A 19397-nucleotide genomic window follows, 5' to 3' on the forward strand; every position below is an offset into this window, starting at 1 on the left:
AGACAAAAGGGAGCTGCTTTTCTACAATTGGTTGAGAGAACCGTTCACACACCTCAATTGATTAATACTTTTCTATTTTCATTATGCTATAAAGAGAAAGTTATTAAATTTTGTCAAATATTTAGTAGCTGGTTAGTACAAACAAACGAACATATTTGAAATGATTTGACTATATTTCTGTATAATTTTTACTTTACTTACTCTAACTAAGAAATGTTCACTATTGACATTATTGTGAAATATACCCCTGCACCATTTTCAGTACAACGTAAGTTAGCTGAGGATGCTGAAGCAGTTTATCAACAAGTTCTTGAGTCTATTCGTTCTGGTAATCCTCAAGTGATAGAACTTACTTGTGAGAAAATGCCTGAGAAAAAGATTGCTATACTAGCCAGTGAAATTTCTGGTGTCCAGATTTCTCAAAAATCTGGTGCTGCGGCTACTGGAAGACCACCTGGTTTTGTTGCTCTGACACAATGAACCCTACGGATAATAGTATTCAAATTACTGATCCAGCGATTGTAGTAGAAGACCTTTGTTTTGATTGGCCTAATGGTGGCCAGGTTTTACGTTCTTGTTCTCTAAAAGTACCTAAAGGAGAATTTTGGATGCTCTTGGGTACTAATGGTAGTGGTAAATCAACTTTGTTAAGGGTATTGGCAGGACTTTTGTCTCCTCATTCTGGAAAAATTCATTTTGAAGGGCGAATGGGTTTTGTTTTCCAAAATCCTGACCATCAATTAGTGATGCCTACTGTGGGAGCAGATGTGGCTTTTGGACTGGTTGAAGAGAGACTTTCTCAAATTGAAATTCGTCATCGGGTAGAAGATGCTTTAACAGCAGTGAATCTTTTAGATCTACAAAGGCGTCCTATATATGCTTTAAGCGGAGGTCAAAAACAAAGGATAGCGATCGCTGGAGCTATTGCTCGTAATTGTGACATCTTGCTTTTGGATGAGCCTACTGCTTTACTTGACCCAGACAGTCAATTAGATTTGGTCACTCAAGTTCAAAGCTTGGTGAAAAAGCGAGGTATTACTGCTCTGTGGGTTACTCATCGTTTAAATGAGCTGGATTATTGCGATGGAGCATTTGTGCTAGATCGAGGTCAAGTAGTAATACGCAAGACTGAAGAGGACTTTTGCTAAGATTACCGAAGAGCTATGGTTCAGTTTTGTTTCTCTGGCCCTAACCGCCGGAGAGGATGTCTAAAGATGTACAGCCAAACTTTTGATTCTTAAACTCTCAAGCTTTGAGAGTTTAGGGATTATTTTTTTGAACCCGACAGAATCTGAATAAATGTTATATTACATTAAGTATTTGTTAACATTCTGTGGATAATTATCCCTTTGAATCATGTCACGTCCTTTAAGACAAAAGCTTATCCTCGTAGATGGTTATAATGTTATTGGTATCTGGCCTCGTCTTCAAGAAAGCTTTAGGATTCATGGCTTGGAAACAGCAAGACGAGATTTGATAGAAGCTATGGTAAATTATAGTGCTAGTCAAGACTTGAATACTCGTATAGTATTTGATTCTCAATACCAGTATACTCCTACAGTTAAAGAGGTTATTACTGATCGTTTATCTGTTTATTATACAGAATTTGGCCAGACAGCAGATACGTATATAGAGAAAGCTTGTGCTAATCTTCGTCAAGAGATGCGTCTGTCTAAGAGTAGGTTAATTGTTGCGACTTCAGATCGCGTTCAACAACTTACTGTGGCCGGTTATGGTGCAGAATGGATATCTTCTCAACAGCTTGCCCATGAAATTGAAAGTGTCGCAAGTAGTGTTCGGCGTAGATGCCAACAAAGTAAAAGAAGATCAGGCCGTTTTTTGGCTAATTACCTAGACCTAGAGTCTCAAAAGCGTCTAGCTGAACTAAGAATGGGTAAATAATTTTTGCTTATCAAAATAAGACCTAAAAGTCAAATTAGTTTTATTAAATTAAATAATGAAAAGTATTAATAAAAAATATATAAAAAGGGGTTGCAAAATATGTTGAGTTAGGGTTAACATTAGTAATCGTAGCTCAGAAATCAAGGTTACATATTCCTCGGTAGCTCAGCGGTAGAGCGGTCGGCTGTTAACCGATTGGTCGCAGGTTCGAATCCCGCCCGGGGAGTTAAAAAAAATTTAGGTTTTGACTTAGAGATAGTTAGTAGTTCTATCTAAAATGCAGCGATAGGACTCCCGGTATAATCTTCGATTTACCGAAAAGCGACGTTGAAAGCCCCGGTGTTTTAACCCTATCCATTATAAGCAAAATTCTTTACAAAAGTGGATAATGGTTATTATAAAAAGCTTACGAGCATTTTATTGGTTTTACAAGCTTTGACAAATTGACTAACTTATGTAGTCCTAAAAGTTGTTTTTTATCGTTGCGATCGCAACGACACTAGGAGCTTTCAGACTCTAATACTTCAAATGATATTTTTGTCAAGTTTTATGTTAAGAAATGCGAGTATTGACAGGCCAGATGAGACTGTGGGAAAACTGGGAAAGAGAAGTAGTGCATTTTTTTATCTGAGAGTATGAAGCTAGAGAAAAGTTAGCAAAATTTGTAGATACAAAGTTAGAGGAGTTAGCATTTGAAATAGATGCAATCAATGGGATAAATGCAGTATTAGGCTCCCGCAAATTTTCCCGATGTATTCCACAGACCAAGAATGTAACCCCTGTCGTAATGCCCTGAATTTTGTTTGCTATTGCACAGGTGCTAAAGTGATACTCGCATCCCTACCTTTTCCGGTAGAGTCTCCGCAACAAATAATTGAAGTAATTATTAAACATATTTCACCAAGAAAAAAACTTGTACTACTTAACTACTAATGTGGTCAAACAGCATTTGTATTTCCCATTCAAGAACTGATAAAAAAATTAGCTAAATGAGATGTGGATACATTAGTAGATGTTACTCATGCAGCGGGTATGCTTTTACTTAATTTTAATACTATTTCTCAAAAACTTTTCTACATTTTCTTGAGTGGGGAAGTGGGGGAATGAGTAGGGACGTTGCATGCAAGATCCCTACGCAGTAGGGAACACAAAATATACTTGTATACTTCAGCAGTGGCTCTAAAAATCTTCTTTCATAGCTATTACCAATCATCAAATATAAAATTAATTATCGCACAAAAATTATCAATTATTTTCCTCTACTCCTTATTTTTTGGATATATCTATTGCTTTAATAGCAGTTTTCAAATTGCTATATCGTAGAGCGGGTGAAGTTTATCGTGGATTTTTTCACCTGAATAAAATGATTTATGCGAGAAGTTTTAAATGAAAATTCATATAGTTTATTTGACTGATAAAAGGACGCAACCTTTACAAATTGCTGCGTAAGCATTCAGCCGTCAGCTATCAGCACTTCCCTGCGGGATGCGCTCGCATTCAGCTATTGCTTTTAGTTGACGATCAAAGCTTTATTAATTCTCTTACTACAAAAGTTGGCTCCCTTGCCATTAAAGTCTATTTTAATTTAAACACTATAGCAATCCTAAATTGGTTGTGACAAATCAAAAAATAGATAAAAAAACTGAAACTCTTACCTGTTCCCTATTCCCTGTTCCCTGTTCCCTAAAAGACGATTCTTCCTACTATCTCCTCTATAATTCTCCTAACTCCTGACTTCCCCCTCCACGGTCGCAGGGTCTATTTATTGTCACGAGAGAAAAAAGAAGTAGGGGAGTGGGGGAGTGGGGGAGTAAGGTCAATTTATCGTCAAGAGAGAAAAATTGTATCCTTTGAAATTTTGAAATTTTGTACATCTTGTCAAGAACGTAGTTCTAAATCCTTGATACAAGAAAAAACCCTCATAGTCAAGAGACTGTGAAAAAAAGTTAGAGCATCAAACATCATGGAGAGTTTGATCCTGGCTCAGGATGAACGCTGGCGGTCTGCTTAACACATGCAAGTCGAACGGACCCTTCGGGGTTAGTGGCGGACGGGTGAGTAACGCGTGAGAATCTGCCTTCAGGTCTGGGACAACAGAAGGAAACTTCTGCTAATCCCGGATGAGCCTAATGGTAAAAGATAAATTGCCTGGAGATGAGCTCGCGTCTGATTAGCTAGTTGGTGGGGTAAAAGCTTACCAAGGCAACGATCAGTAGCTGGTCTGAGAGGATGAGCAGCCACACTGGGACTGAGACACGGCCCAGACTCCTACGGGAGGCAGCAGTGGGGAATTTTCCGCAATGGGCGAAAGCCTGACGGAGCAAGACCGCGTGGGGGAGGAAGACTTTAGGGTTGTAAACCCCTTTTCTTTGGGAAGAAGTTCTGACGGTACCAAAGGAATCAGCCTCGGCTAACTCCGTGCCAGCAGCCGCGGTAATACGGAGGAGGCAAGCGTTATCCGGAATGATTGGGCGTAAAGCGTCCGCAGGTGGCCATGTAAGTCTGCTGTCAAAACCCAGGGCTCAACTCTGGTCAGGCAGTGGAAACTACAAAGCTAGAGTCTGGTAGGGGCAAAGGGAATTCCCGGCGTAGCGGTGAAATGCGTAGATTTCGGGAAGAACATCGGTGGCGAAAGCGCTTTGCTAGACCAGAACTGACACTCAGGGACGAAAGCTAGGGGAGCGAATGGGATTAGATACCCCAGTAGTCCTAGCCGTAAACGATGGATACTAGGTGTTGCCTGTATCAACCCAGGCAGTGCCGTAGCTAACGCGTTAAGTATCCCGCCTGGGGAGTACGCACGCAAGTGTGAAACTCAAAGGAATTGACGGGGGCCCGCACAAGCGGTGGAGTATGTGGTTTAATTCGATGCAACGCGAAGAACCTTACCAGGACTTGACATGTCGCGAATCTTAGGGAAACTTAAGAGTGCCTTCGGGAGCGCGAACACAGGTGGTGCATGGCTGTCGTCAGCTCGTGTCGTGAGATGTTGGGTTAAGTCCCGCAACGAGCGCAACCCTCGTTTTTAGTTGCCATCATTAAGTTGGGCACTCTAAAGAGACTGCCGGTGACAAACCGGAGGAAGGTGGGGATGACGTCAAGTCAGCATGCCCCTTACGTCCTGGGCTACACACGTACTACAATGGTCTGGACAGAGGGTAGCCAACCCGCGAGGGCGAGCCAATCTCAAAAACCAGGCCTCAGTTCAGATTGCAGGCTGCAACTCGCCTGCATGAAGGAGGAATCGCTAGTAATCGCAGGTCAGCATACTGCGGTGAATCCGTTCCCGGGCCTTGTACACACCGCCCGTCACACCATGGAAGTTGGCCACGCCCGAAGTCATTACTCTAACCCGTAAGGGAGGGGGATGCCGAAGGCAGGGCTGATGACTGGGGTGAAGTCGTAACAAGGTAGCCGTACCGGAAGGTGTGGCTGGATCACCTCCTTTTAGGGAGACCAACTAGAGCAGCAGGAAAAAAGTAATACTGTATGTATCTAGAATCCCTGGTCGAGCAAGGTTAGTAGTAGGAAGAAACTTTCAAACTAGAGTTATGGTTCTATTATGGGCTATTAGCTCAGGTGGTTAGAGCGCACCCCTGATAAGGGTGAGGTCCCTGGTTCAAGTCCAGGATAGCCCACCTAACCAAGCTGGGGGGTATAGCTCAGTTGGTAGAGCGCTGCCTTTGCAAGGCAGAAGTCAGCGGTTCGAGTCCGCTTACCTCCAGGAGAAAAATCAAGAACTCAGCAATCAGACCTAAAAAAGTTTAAGTCAGACTGCTGGGAATCTAATTTCCAGTAAGAACCTAGAAAACTGCATAGTCAAAGAAGTAAAAAGTAACTGAAAAGGATTTAGACATAATCAAAGGTCTAAGAAAGTCCAGTCAGGTAGAAATTAAGTGGTCAAGTGAATAAGGGCTGACGGTGGATACCTAGGCACACAGAGGCGAAGAAGGACGTGGTTACCGACGAAAAGCTCCGGGGAGCTGGAAACAAGCATAGAGCCGGAGATATCCGAATGGGGCAACCCAAAAACGGCTGGCGGAATATATAAGCCAGAACGAGCGAACCCAGCCAACTGAAACATCTTAGTAGCTGGAGGAAGAGAAAGCAAAAGCGATTTCCTATGTAGCGGTGAGCGAAAGGGAAACAGCCTAAACCATTTGTTAAAACAGATGGGGTAGTGGGACAACCATAAGTGATTGAGGAAGTTAGACGAAGCAGCGAGAAACTGCACCAGAGAAGGTGAAAGTCCTGTAGTCAAAAACGGAATCAGTTACGGTTGTATCCCGAGTAGCATGGGGCTCGAGAAATCCCGTGTGAATCAGCGAGGACCACCTCGTAAGGCTAAATACTCCTGTGTGACCGATAGTGAACCAGTACCGCGAGGGAAAGGTGAAAAGAACCCCGGAAGGGGAGTGAAATAGAACATGAAACCGTCAGCTTACAAGCAATGGGAGCTCGATTAAACGAGTGACCGTGTGCCTGTTGAAGCATGAGCCGGCGAGTTATAGGCAGTGGCAGGTTAAGACCAGAAAGGTTGAAGCCAAAGCGAAAGCGAGTCTGAAAAGGGCGGTTAGTCACAGTTTATAGACCCGAACCCTGGTGATCTAACCATGTCCAGGATGAAGCTTGGGTAACACCAAGTGGAGGTCCGAACCGACTTCTGTTGAAAAAGGAGCGGATGAGGTGTGGTTAGGGGTGAAATGCCAATCGAACCAGGAGCTAGCTGGTTCTCCCCGAAATGTGTTGAGGCGCAGCGGTGAGAGGAAAAGTCTGGGGGTAAAGCACTGTTTCGGTGCGGGCTGCGAGAGCGGTACCAAATCGAGACAAACTCTGAATACCAGATGGTAATCTCACCAGTGAGACGGTGGGGGATAAGCTTCATCGTCGAAAGGGAAACAGCCCAGACCACCAGCTAAGGTCCCCAAATTACTACTAAGTGAGAAAGGAGGTTGGAGTCCATAGACAACCAGGAGGTTGGCTTAGAAGCAGCCACCCTTGAAAGAGTGCGTAATAGCTCACTGGTCAAGGACTCTGGCACCGAAAATGAACGGGGCTAAGTAGTATACCGAAGCTGTGGAATACAAATTGTATTGGTAGGGGAGCGTTCCGTGGTAGTAAGAAGCATTAGCGAGAGCAGGTGTGGACGAAACGGAAGTGAGAATGTCGGCTTGAGTAGCGAAAATATGTGTGAGAATCACATACCCCGAAACCCTAAGGGTTCCTCCGGACGGCTCGTCCGCGGAGGGTGAGTCAGGACCTAAGGCGAGGTCGAAAGGCGTAGTCGATGGACAACGGGTGAAAATTCCCGTACCGTTATTGGTTGGTGCAGAGGGACGGAGAAGGCGTGAGCTAGCCGGAAGATGGTTACCGGTGTAAGCGTTCGAGGTGTTGCGGAACGGAGAAAACGTTCCAAGCTGAGGCGTGAGTCCGACTGCCTACGGGCAGGAAGTAGTATCTGTCAGGCTTCCAAGAAAAGCTCTAAACACCATAAACCAATGATGCCTGTACCCGAAACCGACACAGGTAGGGTGGTTGAGAATACTCAGGGGCGCGAGATAACTCTCTCTAAGGAACTCGGCAAAATGGCCCCGTAACTTCGGGAGAAGGGGTGCCAGCGAGAGCTGGCCACAGTGAAGAGTCCCAGGCGACTGTTTACCAAAAACACAGGTCTCCGCAAAGTCGAAAGACGCAGTATGGGGGCTGACGCCTGCCCAGTGCCGGAAGGTTAAAGAAGTTGGTCAGCGAAAGTGAAGCTAGCGACTGAAGCCCCGGTGAACGGCGGCCGTAACTATAACGGTCCTAAGGTAGCGAAATTCCTTGTCGGGTAAGTTCCGACCCGCACGAAAGGCGTAACGATCTGGGAGCTGTCTCGGAGAGAGACTCGGCGAAATAGAAATGTCTGTGAAGATACGGACTACCTGCACTTGGACAGAAAGACCCTATGAAGCTTTACTGTAGCCTGGAATTGGGTTCGGGCTTCTCTTGCGCAGGATAGGTGGGAGGCGATGAATAGTTTCTTGTGGGGAACTAGGAGCCATCGGTGAGATACCACTCTAGAGAGGCTAGAATTCTAACTTGGAGCTCAATCAAGCCCAAAGACAGTTTCAGGGGGGCAGTTTGACTGGGGCGGTCGCCTCCTAAAAGGTAACGGAGGCGCGCAAAGGTTCCCTCAGGCTGGTTGGAAATCAGCCGGAGAGTGTAAAGGCACAAGGGAGCTTGACTGTAAGAGAGACAACTCGAGCAGGTAGGAAACTAGGCCTTAGTGATCCGACGGTACTGCGTGGAAAGGCCGTCGCTCAACGGATAAAAGTTACTCTAGGGATAACAGGCTGATCTCCCCCAAGAGTTCACATCGACGGGGAGGTTTGGCACCTCGATGTCGGCTCATCGCAACCTGGGGCGGAAGTACGTCCCAAGGGTTGGGCTGTTCGCCCATTAAAGCGGTACGTGAGCTGGGTTCAGAACGTCGTGAGACAGTTCGGTCCATATCCGGTGTAGGCGCAAGAGCATTGAGAGGAGTTCTCCCTAGTACGAGAGGACCGGGAGGAACGCACCGCTGGTGTACCTGTTATCGTGCCAACGGTAGACGCAGGGTAGCCAAGTGCGGAGCGGATAACCGCTGAAAGCATCTAAGTGGGAAGCCCACCTCAAGATGAGTGCTCTCACTACTTTAAGTAGGTAAGGTCACGGGAAGACTACCCGTTTATAGGTGTTCGGTGGAAATGCAGTAATGTATGCAGCCTAGACACACTAACAGACCGAGGACTTGACCTCATACACTCACTTCTTACTTCTGACTATGCAGNTATTCATCAAACTGAGCATCATCAAGCGGAGCGATCGCCAAAAATCAGAAAGAATAAACAGCTCCTATCTAGTAATAAATGAGGGTGAACCAGTAAAAAAACATATCACTTTTCCGCTAATTTATGTCTTCTTATTAAATATGTTAGCAATCTTAGTAATATTAGTAGGGTTCTCCCGGTTTCAAATTCAACGGTCACAAATTTCAGAAATCCGTACTCGTAGTGCTAGGGGAGAAGCATTTTTTGCCTCGAATCAACAGATAGAGGGGTTGATAGCCAGTTTACGCTCAGGGAAAGAACTCAAGCTATTACCTAGAAACAATACTGAGTTAAACAATGAGGCGATCGCCACCTTACAAAAAGTAGTTGATGAAATCAAAGAACAAAACCGCTTCCAAGGAAATCAAGGTTCAGTGACTAGCGTCAATTTTAGCCCCGATGGTAAATTGCTGGTTAGTGTAGGAGAAAATGGCACGGTTAACTTATGGAATTTGGAAGGCAAACTGTTACGCTCATTAATAGGAAATCAAGGTTCGATCACTAGCCTTACTGTTACTCGCTATGGCAGTCTCTTAGCTAGTGCAGGAGAAAATGGCACGGTTGACTTACGGACTTGGGAAGGCAAACTGTTATACTCATTCAGAGGAAATCAAGGTTCAGCCACTAGCATTACTTTTAGTCCCGATGGCAACCTCTTAGCTAGTGCAGGAGAAAATGGCACGGTTAACTTATGGAATTTGGAAGGCAAACTGTTATACTCATTCGGAAGAAATCAAGGTTCGGTCACTAGCGTTGCTTTTAGTCCCGATGGTAAATTACTAGCTAGTGCAGGAAAAAATGGCATGGTTAAATTATGGAATTTGGAAGGTAAACTATTACGCTCATTTATAGGAAGTCAGGGTTTAGTAACTAGCATTAGTTTTAGCCCTGATGGTAGATTACTAGCTATTGGAAGAAAAAAGGGTACTGTCTACTTGTGGAATTTACAGGGTGTGCAGGAGCAAGTATTTAATGTTCCCAAAGGTGCAGTTAACAGCGTTCGTTTTAGCCCCGATGGCAAATTATTGGCAACTGCTGGAGCAGATGGCACCGCACGCTTGTGGGATTTGAAAAATCGTCAGCAGGTGGAGAAATTCCAAGTACCTAAAGGAGCGATCAACACTATTAGTTTTAGTCCTGATGGCAAGTTACTCGCAACTGGTGGAGAAGACGGTACTATCCGCTTGTGGAACTTGCAGAAGCAGCAGCCACCTAAATCTACAGAGAATAAAGACTTAGAAGATGGTACTATCCACTTGTGGAGCTTGGAGAAGCAGCAGCCACCTAAATCTACAGAGAATAAAGACTTAGATGAACTGCTAAAACGTGGTTGCAACTGGGTGCGAGACTATCTGGAGAATAATCCCGAAGTTGATGAGAGCGATAAAACTCTTTGTAACGATATCATTGATAATTGATAATTTATGGATAATAATTTTGAAAAAAAAGGCGTTGCATAAATGCGGGATGGTATTAATAGTCTTGTGGAATGGGCATCTTGCCCGTTCCCGTTCTTTATATTTTAGGATAGGCAGAATACCCACTCCACTTAATATTCATATCAAAGAGGAGTCAGGAGATCCCCCCTAACCCCCCTTGAAAAGGGGGGAACTGGAAGTCCCCCTTGTTAAGGGGGATTTAGGGGGATCATTGATGTACTGCACGCCTTTAGATTAAACCTATATTCTGATTTTGCATTTTCGTGGCTCCTCAAGACTTATTTCATCAAGTGTAGCTGTATTTAGGATAATTTGCAGCCTACAGCGCTTTTCAAATTGATAACCACATCGCCATAACCAAAACCCAGTAGAGAGGTTGCATGCAACGCCCCTACTGTGGTATACTGAAATGAAAACCACTGTCACTCGCGTTGCCTATAATTGGTTAGGATCAGAAACCCCATCCAGTTGTTCCTTCTGCCCTCTGCCTTCTGCCTTCTGCCTTCGTTCATGTTGATATATAACATTTGGTAAACAACATAGTCTCAATGTCACCCACCAGAGATAAGACATCAGAGGACTTAAAAAATCATCATCATCCAGCAAACCATGAACCATGCGGTTTCTCAAATTAGAGCCTGAATTTTCAACAAGTAAACCTCGAAGATCAAAAAGTGTGTCTTCGTCGAAAATATCAGCCATCTCAGGGAGGTAAAGAATTTTGTTTAAGTTATATTCTTTTTGAATTCCTTTATCATCATAGCTAGAAGGTAATGCCCCTTGTTTCCAAAGTAGATAACGGATGGCATTTTCAATTTGGGGAATGAGGATGTGAGTAGATGTGTAGAAATCTCCAGTTAAGCCAGCATATAATCCTTTTGCAAACAAAAATTTTCTCTTGGGTGGTACAAAAGGGTTATTTGAAACAATGGGAAAAAAGTCTTTAATTTCTACAGAATGTTCTAAATTTATTTGTTCCCTGGCTGGATCTATCAATACTTGGGCTTGAATACTTTGGTAAGATGCGCTGGTATTATACATTTCAAACTCCATTGCAGCTTTGAGTTCCTCAAATTGTGTAGTTTCCACTTTTTGTCTATCTACAACTTTACCATTCTGATTTATTTTCTCTTTTTTCATAATAGGAAACACAGGAAAATCATAAACTATCTGCTCTATTTGTTTTTTAAGTTGAGAAACTTCTGCAAAATTTGTTGATAAAGCTAAGGAAAAAAGAGCATCCTTTAATTTTTCACCTCTCACAATTTTTCTAGCTTTCTCTAATACTTCAGTAAAGTCAACGGGATCGGAATAGTTAGTAATCCATTTTTTCTTAGATTTTTCTTGATACTGAAGTAAAAGTTTATGAGCTTCTTCTGCTCTGGCTTTTGCCACTACAGTCTCTTCTTTTGTGCCAGGAATATTTCTAAAGGCTTCAATGGCTTTCTGAAGATTCTTTGATGCTGCTAAATAAAAAATCTGATTGTTTTTTAGGGCTTTTTCTACTTGTTTAAAATAGGTTTCAGCAGCAAGTATTAAAGCTGCACGTTCGTTTTCTTTATCCTTTTCTATTTGATGCCATTTGGCTTTTATTTCCCAATAATTTCTCGCTCTATCCCAATCATAAGATGATTCTGATAAAAGGGCAGCTTTTTCAGCTAGAGCAGCATATTTTTTGGGGCAGCCAAGTTTATTTTTTTGTAAAAGTTCCATGAGTTTTGCTGATAACCAAAGAGGGTCTTCTCCTTGGTAACGTTCGAGAACTTTTTCTATATGTTTAACTACTTTTTCAACGTGATAATTAATTTCTTTTGCCAGGTGAAATGCTCTTTCTATTCGGTCATAGCAACCGATCCATTTTGTAGGAATTCCTAATTTTATAGCAGTAAAATATTCTAATTTTATAGCAGATTTTATGTAAGCATTAACTGCTAGTTTAGCCATGGGATAATTACGTTGTTTGCTCCACAGAATATTTGCAACTCTTGCCTGAAGTTCAGGGTCTGATATCTCAGGTGCAATTTCAACCAGAAAGTTTAGATGTTCATCTGTCAAGTTAATTTTAGCAAAGTCTTCTTCATTTAATTGTCGGTGAGTTCTCCTAATATCAACGAGAGTTACTTTTGCTAATATTTTAAATATAGTTTGTTCTCTAATATTTCCTGCTTCTTCTGCTTCTTCCGCTTTTTGACAGAAGCCTTTAATGTAGGCAAAACATTCTTTTTTTTCACTAGCATTAACCACATTTTGCCAGCCTGATTTGATAAAGTCTTTCTTAGTAATAGATAACATACTCTTACTTTTATTCTATATTTTTATTAGTTATTTAGTAAGCATTCAGCCGTCAGCTAGCCTCCTGTCGGAGGAACTGCGTTATCAGCCAGCCTCCTGCGGAGGAACTGCGTTAACAGCTATTGTTTTTTTTAGTTCTAGATAAAAGCTTTACTAATTGAGTGAGAATTAAATTTTACGCCTAAAAGCTGCCTGAAACAGTCTAGATATTAAAATCCCCTCATCAGAGCTGAGAGCTGACAGCTAATAGCTGAATGCTTACGTTATTTATTATGAAATACAAAAAATTGTGCTATTTACGAACCTCCCCATCTCTCCATCAATCTTTGATAGCGAATATTAACGTATTTAATATTAGTTCTACCACAAATTATATTTGAGGAATTTTGACAGAATATAGCGGTTTTCACAAAGGTAGACTACAAAAATTATTCCCTCTGCCCTCAGCATAGCTGCCTTTAAACCAAAATCTCTGTACTCTATGTTAATGAAAACTGCATTAATAATTAATAATTAATAATTAATAATTAATTGTTAAACACAACTGCTATACCTTATTCTACTAATTCATAAAGTAAGCATTCAGCTATTAGCATTTCCTAGGTCATGTTCCGCAAAAAGCAATCAGCTTTTAAACTTATGCAAGCAATAACTGAGGTTAGGTTATAGCCAATTTCATTAATTAATTTTAATTCTCCTTGGTAGATAATTTTCTTCTAGTATGATAATTTAGTTAATAACAAAGAGCTGATAGCTGATAGCTGACTACTGAATGCTTAGGTCATAAAATACCTGTAACAATCCCGAATTGTAATTTTTAACTTCTTTAAACTTGAGTTTTGTCTCTAGATTTTTATCTTTAACAATCAAAGGAATACCATCTCCTAAAATAATTGGATGAATCGCCAAAATCAACTCATCAAGAAAACCATGCTTGATAAAATATTGAATTATTTCTGCACCGCCAACTAGCCAAATATCATTACCACTAGATTGACGGAGATGATGAACAAACTCTCCTAAATTTTCTCCAATAAATTCTACATTTTCATCTCTTTCACCGTGGCGAGTTTTGGAAAAGACAAAACCCTGTTTTCCAACATATGGATATTCTCCAAATTCTAATATTTGTTCATAAGTTTTCCGACCCATCAATACAGTCCCCACCTCAGCAAAAAAATCATCATATCCGTAATTTTGGTCAGTAAATAACCAATCAACTTCTCCCGATATTCTGGCAATATATCCATCCAGACTAGCAGCAATAAATAACCTAATTTTTCTCATGATATCTAATAATTTTTATTCAAAAACATAGAATCTTATTTATAGCAGTAAACAGCGGTGTTACCCCACGTCGGTTACAGACGTAAGCAGTCTGAACCCGGCATTTTGCTCCGCGATATGTTAGCATTCCTATAGGAAAAAGCGGAGCAACTCTGCAAGAGCGGGTTTCCTCACCATGGGAATACCGACCAAGAAAGGTCATTTCAGTTATCAGTTATCAGTTATCAGTTATCAGTACCTCCGACTAAAGCCAGAGGCTTGAAATACTGAACTGAATATTTTTTCATCCCCTTAAAAGGGAGGCGCGTGGACCTCATTTTTTGGTAACAGTGGGACAAATATTTTCCTATCTAAGGCGCATCATTAGCAGAAGTCAAACACCAACTACGTTCCTTGCTATAAAAATAATTAATCTATATCAAACAAAATCAAAATGATAGAAAACATTCCATTCAAAATTTTATGAATTCTTAAAATAATTGTAGTAAGTATAACCTCCTACAATAATATTAGTATTTTGAATACTCCTCTTTAAATAGACTAATTAAGTATTATAAAGTATTAAATATTTAAGGTTAGAGTCAAGATTTTTACTCATATTTTTTTATAGTTATAATATTCTTCAATACTCTAAGATTTTATTCTTCAAGAGTAGAAAAAAGTAGCGATCGCGACCCTCCTACTGACAAAGAAATTTGGTGGTGATGTATTGTAATGGTCGTGTATTGTCCGTTCATTAATGGATAATTGATAATTGATAATTGATAATTGATAATTACCTCTGGTTAAAACCGCTCTTGATTGAATATAAGGAAATATTATTTCTTTTTTTTTCCTTAAAAGGGGAGGCTTTAAACCATAATTATTTAATTATTCATTATTAATAATTAATAATTCGATAATGTTTCTGACGAGAACAGTGGGAGCATCTTGCTCCCGTGCCGGGTATTCCTCATTACAAGAGGTACTGATACAGCAAATTCCACTTTAATGAGGTACACCCGTCGCGCGCAAGATGCCCACACTTGCATTCATTTAATTGTTAATCTCTGTACTTCATATACCTGAAATCTGCTGTAACTGATAACTGATAACTGAAATGACATATTTACACTTAAAAAATATTACTAAAAGCTTCGGAAATTTTGTTGCCAACGATAATATTAGTATTTCCATTGCAGCAGGTTCTGTCCACGCTATTCTCGGAGAAAATGGTGCAGGAAAAACCACATTAATGAACATATTATCAGGACTATATCAACCAGACTCTGGTCAAATTTATCTAGAAGATAAACCAATCAAAATTTCTTCGCCTGGTGTAGCAATAAATTATGGTATTGGCATGATTCATCAGCATTTTATGTTAGTACCAACATTAACAGTTACAGAAAATATTATCTTGGGAAATAGTGGAAAATTTAATCTGAATTTAAACACAAAATCCGCAGAAATTAGCGCTATGGCAAAAGCCTATAATTTAGAAATACCAGTGAGTAGTAAAGTGGCAGATTTACCAATAGGTATTCAGCAACGGGTAGAAATTCTCAAGGTACTTTATCGTCAAGCAAAAATTTTAATCTTAGATGAACCTACAGCAGTTTTAACTCCAGCAGAAGTACATTCTTTGCTGAATATTTTGCGAAAATTAGCAGCAAATAATCACACAATTATTTTTATCAGTCATAAACTAGAAGAAGTAATGAATATTTGTGATACTGTCACAATTTTACGTCGGGGAAAAGTGATAGATACCATCAAAACATCAGCAACTACTACCCATAAATTAGCTGAAATGATGGTAGGTCGAGAAGTAAATTTAGTTTCTAATAAAATTGCTGCCAAAAAAGGCAAAATAATTCTAGAAGTTAAAAATATAGAAGTCAAAAATGACCGAGGTTTATCTACAGTAAATAATTTATCTTTTCAATTACATAGTGGGGAAATTTTAGGAGTAGCAGGAGTCGATGGTAATGGTCAAAGAGAATTAGCCGATGCTATTAACGGTTTGCGTTTTGTGGAGAAAGGAAACATCGAATTTGTAGATAATTTAAAAGTGGGATATATTCCCGAAGACCGCCAGAAAATGGGGTTAATTATGAACTTTAGTATTGCTCGGAATTTGATTTTAAAATTGTTTAGATTTTTGCCTTTTTGTCGTTATGGTTTTTTGCAGTCTGGAGCAATAAATAATCATGGGAAAAAAGCCATAGAAAAATTTGATATTCGTGCCAGTCATCCACAGTTAAAAGTCAATCAACTTTCTGGAGGAAACCAACAAAAAATTATCCTGGCGCGGGAACTTTCTGGAAAACCAACATTAATAGTAGCAATGCAACCTACCCGTGGTTTAGATATCGGTGCTACTGAATATGTACAACAAGCTTTACTTGCTCAAAAACAACAAGGAGCAGCTATCTTATATATTTCCACAGAATTAGAAGAAGTCATGGCAATGAGCGATCGTATTGCCATTATATATGAAGGTAAATTTGTTGATATTCTAGATGCTGCCACCGCTACAGTTGAAGAGATAGGTTTATTAATGACATCCGGTAAAAAACAATTGATACCGTAGGTTGGGTTAAGCGCAAGCGCAACCCAACAAATATAGGAGGTGGGGGTAGGACACGGGGACGCGGAGACGCGGAGACAGGTCGATTTGTGGGGGAACAGGTAACAGTTTCGGCCATTTTATATGAAGAAATTTTGTTGAATTTCAGCAGAAAATTTCAGTATTTTGAGGCAAATAAGAGCCATAAAAGTAGGAGATAAACTGAATATAAAAAGCTCCATTACCGTAAGCTATCCTGACTTTTAGCTTTATGAGCGCAAACCCTAATTATATCAAAATGCCTATTGCACTAGAGACTTAAAAATTAATGCTGTATTGATAATCATAGAAAACATTACATAAACTATTACAGGTAAATAAAATGCCAATAAATAATATTGCCACTGCACTCTTCCAAAAACAGCCAATGCAAAAACACAAGATGACATTATCCAATTTATTGAGAAATACGCAAATGAAAATTTAATTCCAGTTAAAATTACAATTACAATCGAAATTGAACTGAGTATTATTGAGTATAATATAATTATTGTTGAAGCAAATACTATGAATTTCATTAATTTAGTCGATGACTTAGATAAGGTAGCTAAACGACTAGAAAAAATTAATGTTTCATTATTTAAACTTTTTTTAGGATTTTGTAAAAACTCCAATAATTTCTCTTTCTCATAATAAGAAAGCCCGTCAAGAGATCTTTCTTTTATTACTTTTTCAACTAGATTGTCAATATTCGTTATATTTTCTTCTTTATCAGATTCTAAAATAATTTCACAGATATATTTAAACAAATAACAAACTATTTGCCATAAATACTCTTGTATTTTTTTTCTAGTTTTTTTGATAAATGGAAGAGTATTTTCAAAAATGTAAATAATTATAAATATAGAACAGATAATAATACAACATATTAGCGAAGGTAATGTTGGTATACCGATCAATATTCCAACTAATATATAATAAATTGTATCTACTCTATCTTTTTTCATTCATCAAAAAAAATGATATGTTTGATATTAGCTACCAGAAGAAAAAGACATTAATGCAATTTTTATTATTTCTCGTAGCCCTCTTTTGCTGACTGCCCCTATATTTATAATCATTACTAGAAAGCTAGAAATAGTAATAAAAATTGCTACAATTCTCAATATAAACAGTTCAAATTGAAATGTTAAAAGCAATATCCCTGACGATAAAATATAGTTTGAGGAATGGAAGATGACTAATCCAAAATTGAATACCTTCCTCTTTGTCTCCTTTTCCTTAAAGCTAGTTGAATTGGCAAAAATTCCAGATGAATAAATATAAAATGTTGCAGATATCAAAATCAAACTAGCTATCCAATCTTTATTGCTATTTATTATTATTATTTGAGGATTCAAACATAGAACTAAAATAGCTATACTAAAACCTCCTAAAACTCCTGAAACAGATGAAAAAGCAGAAGCTGGCTGTGATAGGTTTTGCTCACGGTTCAGTAGTTCTTGTGCTAAAACTTGCGTTAATATTTCCTCTCTAGTAGGTGATGTTTCTTGTTCCATTTTCACTAGCAAAAACAATTTGAGTGGAAGATAATCTCATCTCTACATATCCCAATTAAACCTCTCTGAAAAAAGAGGACTGATATAGAATCCGGTTGAATAGTTATTGTATAGTTGGGAGTAGGGGAGTAGGGGAGTGGGGGAGTGGGGGAGTGGGGGAGATTAAATATTGAAGTAATTATAGAATTATCAACATATACTATATAACTGGATTCTATATGAAACCACAATGGTATTATTACTTTTCATTGTACCAAATAGACTTTAGTTTAACTGGTACAATAAATGTCAAGAGAATTGTTGTAATTATAGAATTATCAACATATACTATATAACCGGATTCTATATAATAGGGGATATGTATTGGGTTTCTTTCCTTCACCCAACCTACGCAAACTCAAATACAAATCTTTTACCGAAAATGATATTAGTCTTTATGAAAAATCAAAGACAAATTATTTGCAGGCATTTCTACCATCTCCACAAACCTTAACCCCTCCTTCTCCGCTACTGCAATAACATCCTCTAAATTTCTCACTCCCCACTCCGGATCTTGAGAACGCAAAGACTCATCAAAACTCAGATTACTCGGTACAGTATGTTCCCCACCTTGTTTGTATGGACCATACAAATATAGCACTCCATCCTTCGCTAACAAACGTCCTGCACCTGCCATTAATCCCAGACAAGTTGACCAGGGACTAATATGAATCATATTAATATTGACAATAGCAGCAATCTCAATACCTTCTTTTTCCACCGCCCAAACCGACTCTCGTACATCAATATCAAGAGGAGAATGCAGATTATCTGACGGACTATGTTGTTGCCAAGCTACAATACTTTCCCGCAACATTGGGTTAGGGTCAGAAGGAAACCATTGACGAGGTTGCAGGTGGGGAGAAAAGAAAACAGAATGTTCTCCCGTACCACTAGCAATTTCTAGAATATTTCCCGTTGGAGGCAAAACTCGCTGTAGTACTTCCAAAATAAATGAGCGGTTGCGCTCAGTTGCGGGAGCATATTGCCGAGCATCGCTAAAAGAACTCATAGTTCAAGAATTTAGAATTTAGAATTTAGAATTTAGAATTACTTCTTCTGATAAATAACGAGGATTTACTCAAAGGAAAATTTTTCTTTATTATCCCCGTTCAAGAATTAAGAATTTAGAATTTAGAATTTAGAATTACTTCTTCTGATAAATTAAGAGGATTGACTAATCATCAAAATTTTTCTTTATTATCCCCGTTCAAGAATTAAGAATTAAGAATTAAGAATTTAGAATTACTTCTTCTGATAAATTAAGAGGATTGACTAATCATCAAAATTTTTCTTTATTATCCCCATTCAAAGGCTATGCTTTAAACCACAATTTTTCGGTAATGATTAATTTTTCTAACTAGCTATTAGCTTTTAGCATTCAGCTTTTTAAGCTTGGGTTAAAACCCCCGGTTTCTAAACTGGAAGCGGAGGGGTTAAAATCTCCTTCTAAAGATTTCTCCTGACTGCTGACTGCTGA

Annotated in this window: 10 protein-coding genes, 3 tRNA genes and 2 rRNA genes; 10 read left to right on the forward strand and 5 right to left on the reverse strand. The window is 39.4% G+C overall.

The window, feature by feature from the left end:
• The first annotated feature begins 213 nt into the window (after positions 1-213).
• The 9 genes from F6K54_RS02560 (at position 214) to F6K54_RS02600 (ending at position 10168) form a co-directional block, all read left to right on the forward strand.
• Entirely contained in the window at positions 214-480 is a 267-nt protein-coding gene (locus F6K54_RS02560; RefSeq protein WP_287527046.1) for a hypothetical protein, read from the forward strand.
• Entirely contained in the window at positions 477-1148 is a 672-nt protein-coding gene (locus F6K54_RS02565; protein ID WP_293074010.1) for an energy-coupling factor ABC transporter ATP-binding protein, read from the forward strand. The genes F6K54_RS02560 and F6K54_RS02565 overlap by 4 nt, the downstream gene beginning before the upstream one ends.
• A 208-nt stretch (positions 1149-1356) precedes the next feature.
• The gene (locus F6K54_RS02570) at positions 1357-1902 is read left to right on the forward strand and encodes an NYN domain-containing protein (protein ID WP_293074013.1); all 546 of its coding nucleotides are present in this window, start codon (positions 1357-1359) and stop codon (positions 1900-1902) included.
• A gap of 154 nt (positions 1903-2056) precedes the next feature.
• Positions 2057-2128: transfer RNA gene (locus tag F6K54_RS02575), tRNA-Asn, on the forward strand.
• Between the two features lie 1734 nt (positions 2129-3862).
• Positions 3863-5350 (forward strand): 16S ribosomal RNA (locus F6K54_RS02580).
• Between the two features lie 116 nt (positions 5351-5466).
• Positions 5467-5540 (forward strand) — tRNA-Ile (locus F6K54_RS02585).
• Between the two features lie 13 nt (positions 5541-5553).
• Positions 5554-5626, forward strand: a tRNA-Ala gene (locus tag F6K54_RS02590).
• 174 nt (positions 5627-5800) lie between these two features.
• Positions 5801-8679: ribosomal RNA gene (locus tag F6K54_RS02595) — 23S ribosomal RNA — on the forward strand.
• Together the 16S and 23S rRNA genes with 2 tRNA genes alongside form the textbook arrangement of a ribosomal RNA operon.
• 25 nt (positions 8680-8704) lie before the next feature.
• Positions 8705-10168, forward strand: a complete 1464-nt coding sequence (locus tag F6K54_RS02600) for a WD40 repeat domain-containing protein (RefSeq protein ID WP_293074015.1) — start codon at positions 8705-8707, stop codon at positions 10166-10168.
• 456 nt (positions 10169-10624) lie between these two features.
• Here F6K54_RS02600 and F6K54_RS02605 read toward each other — a convergent pair whose 3' ends face one another.
• The gene (locus tag F6K54_RS02605; protein ID WP_293074048.1) at positions 10625-12481 is read right to left on the reverse strand and encodes a DUF4209 domain-containing protein; all 1857 of its coding nucleotides are present in this window, start codon (positions 12479-12481) and stop codon (positions 10625-10627) included.
• Between the two features lie 765 nt (positions 12482-13246).
• The gene (locus F6K54_RS02610; protein WP_293074050.1) at positions 13247-13768 is read right to left on the reverse strand and encodes a dihydrofolate reductase family protein; all 522 of its coding nucleotides are present in this window, start codon (positions 13766-13768) and stop codon (positions 13247-13249) included.
• Between the two features lie 1099 nt (positions 13769-14867).
• On the opposite strand from F6K54_RS02610, the gene F6K54_RS02615 reads away from it, so the two are divergent.
• Positions 14868-16343, forward strand: a complete 1476-nt coding sequence (locus tag F6K54_RS02615; RefSeq protein WP_293074053.1) for an ABC transporter ATP-binding protein — start codon at positions 14868-14870, stop codon at positions 16341-16343.
• A gap of 278 nt (positions 16344-16621) precedes the next feature.
• Here F6K54_RS02615 and F6K54_RS02620 read toward each other — a convergent pair whose 3' ends face one another.
• The 3 genes from F6K54_RS02620 to F6K54_RS02630 form a co-directional block, all read right to left on the reverse strand.
• Positions 16622-17326: a hypothetical protein gene (locus F6K54_RS02620; protein WP_293074055.1), complete on the reverse strand. Its 705-nt coding sequence runs from the start codon at positions 17324-17326 to the stop codon at positions 16622-16624.
• A 27-nt stretch (positions 17327-17353) separates the two neighbouring features.
• Positions 17354-17878, reverse strand: coding sequence for a hypothetical protein (locus F6K54_RS02625; RefSeq protein WP_293074058.1), 525 nt, complete (start codon positions 17876-17878; stop codon positions 17354-17356).
• A 427-nt stretch (positions 17879-18305) separates the two neighbouring features.
• Complete coding sequence (locus tag F6K54_RS02630) at positions 18306-18929, reverse strand: DUF938 domain-containing protein (protein ID WP_293074061.1); 624 nt, start codon at positions 18927-18929, stop codon at positions 18306-18308.
• Positions 18930-19397: the final 468 nt, after the last annotated feature.

This window comes from Okeania sp. SIO3B5 (genome assembly GCF_010692555.1).
In the GTDB taxonomy this organism is placed as follows: Bacteria; Cyanobacteriota; Cyanobacteriia; order Cyanobacteriales; family Microcoleaceae; genus Okeania.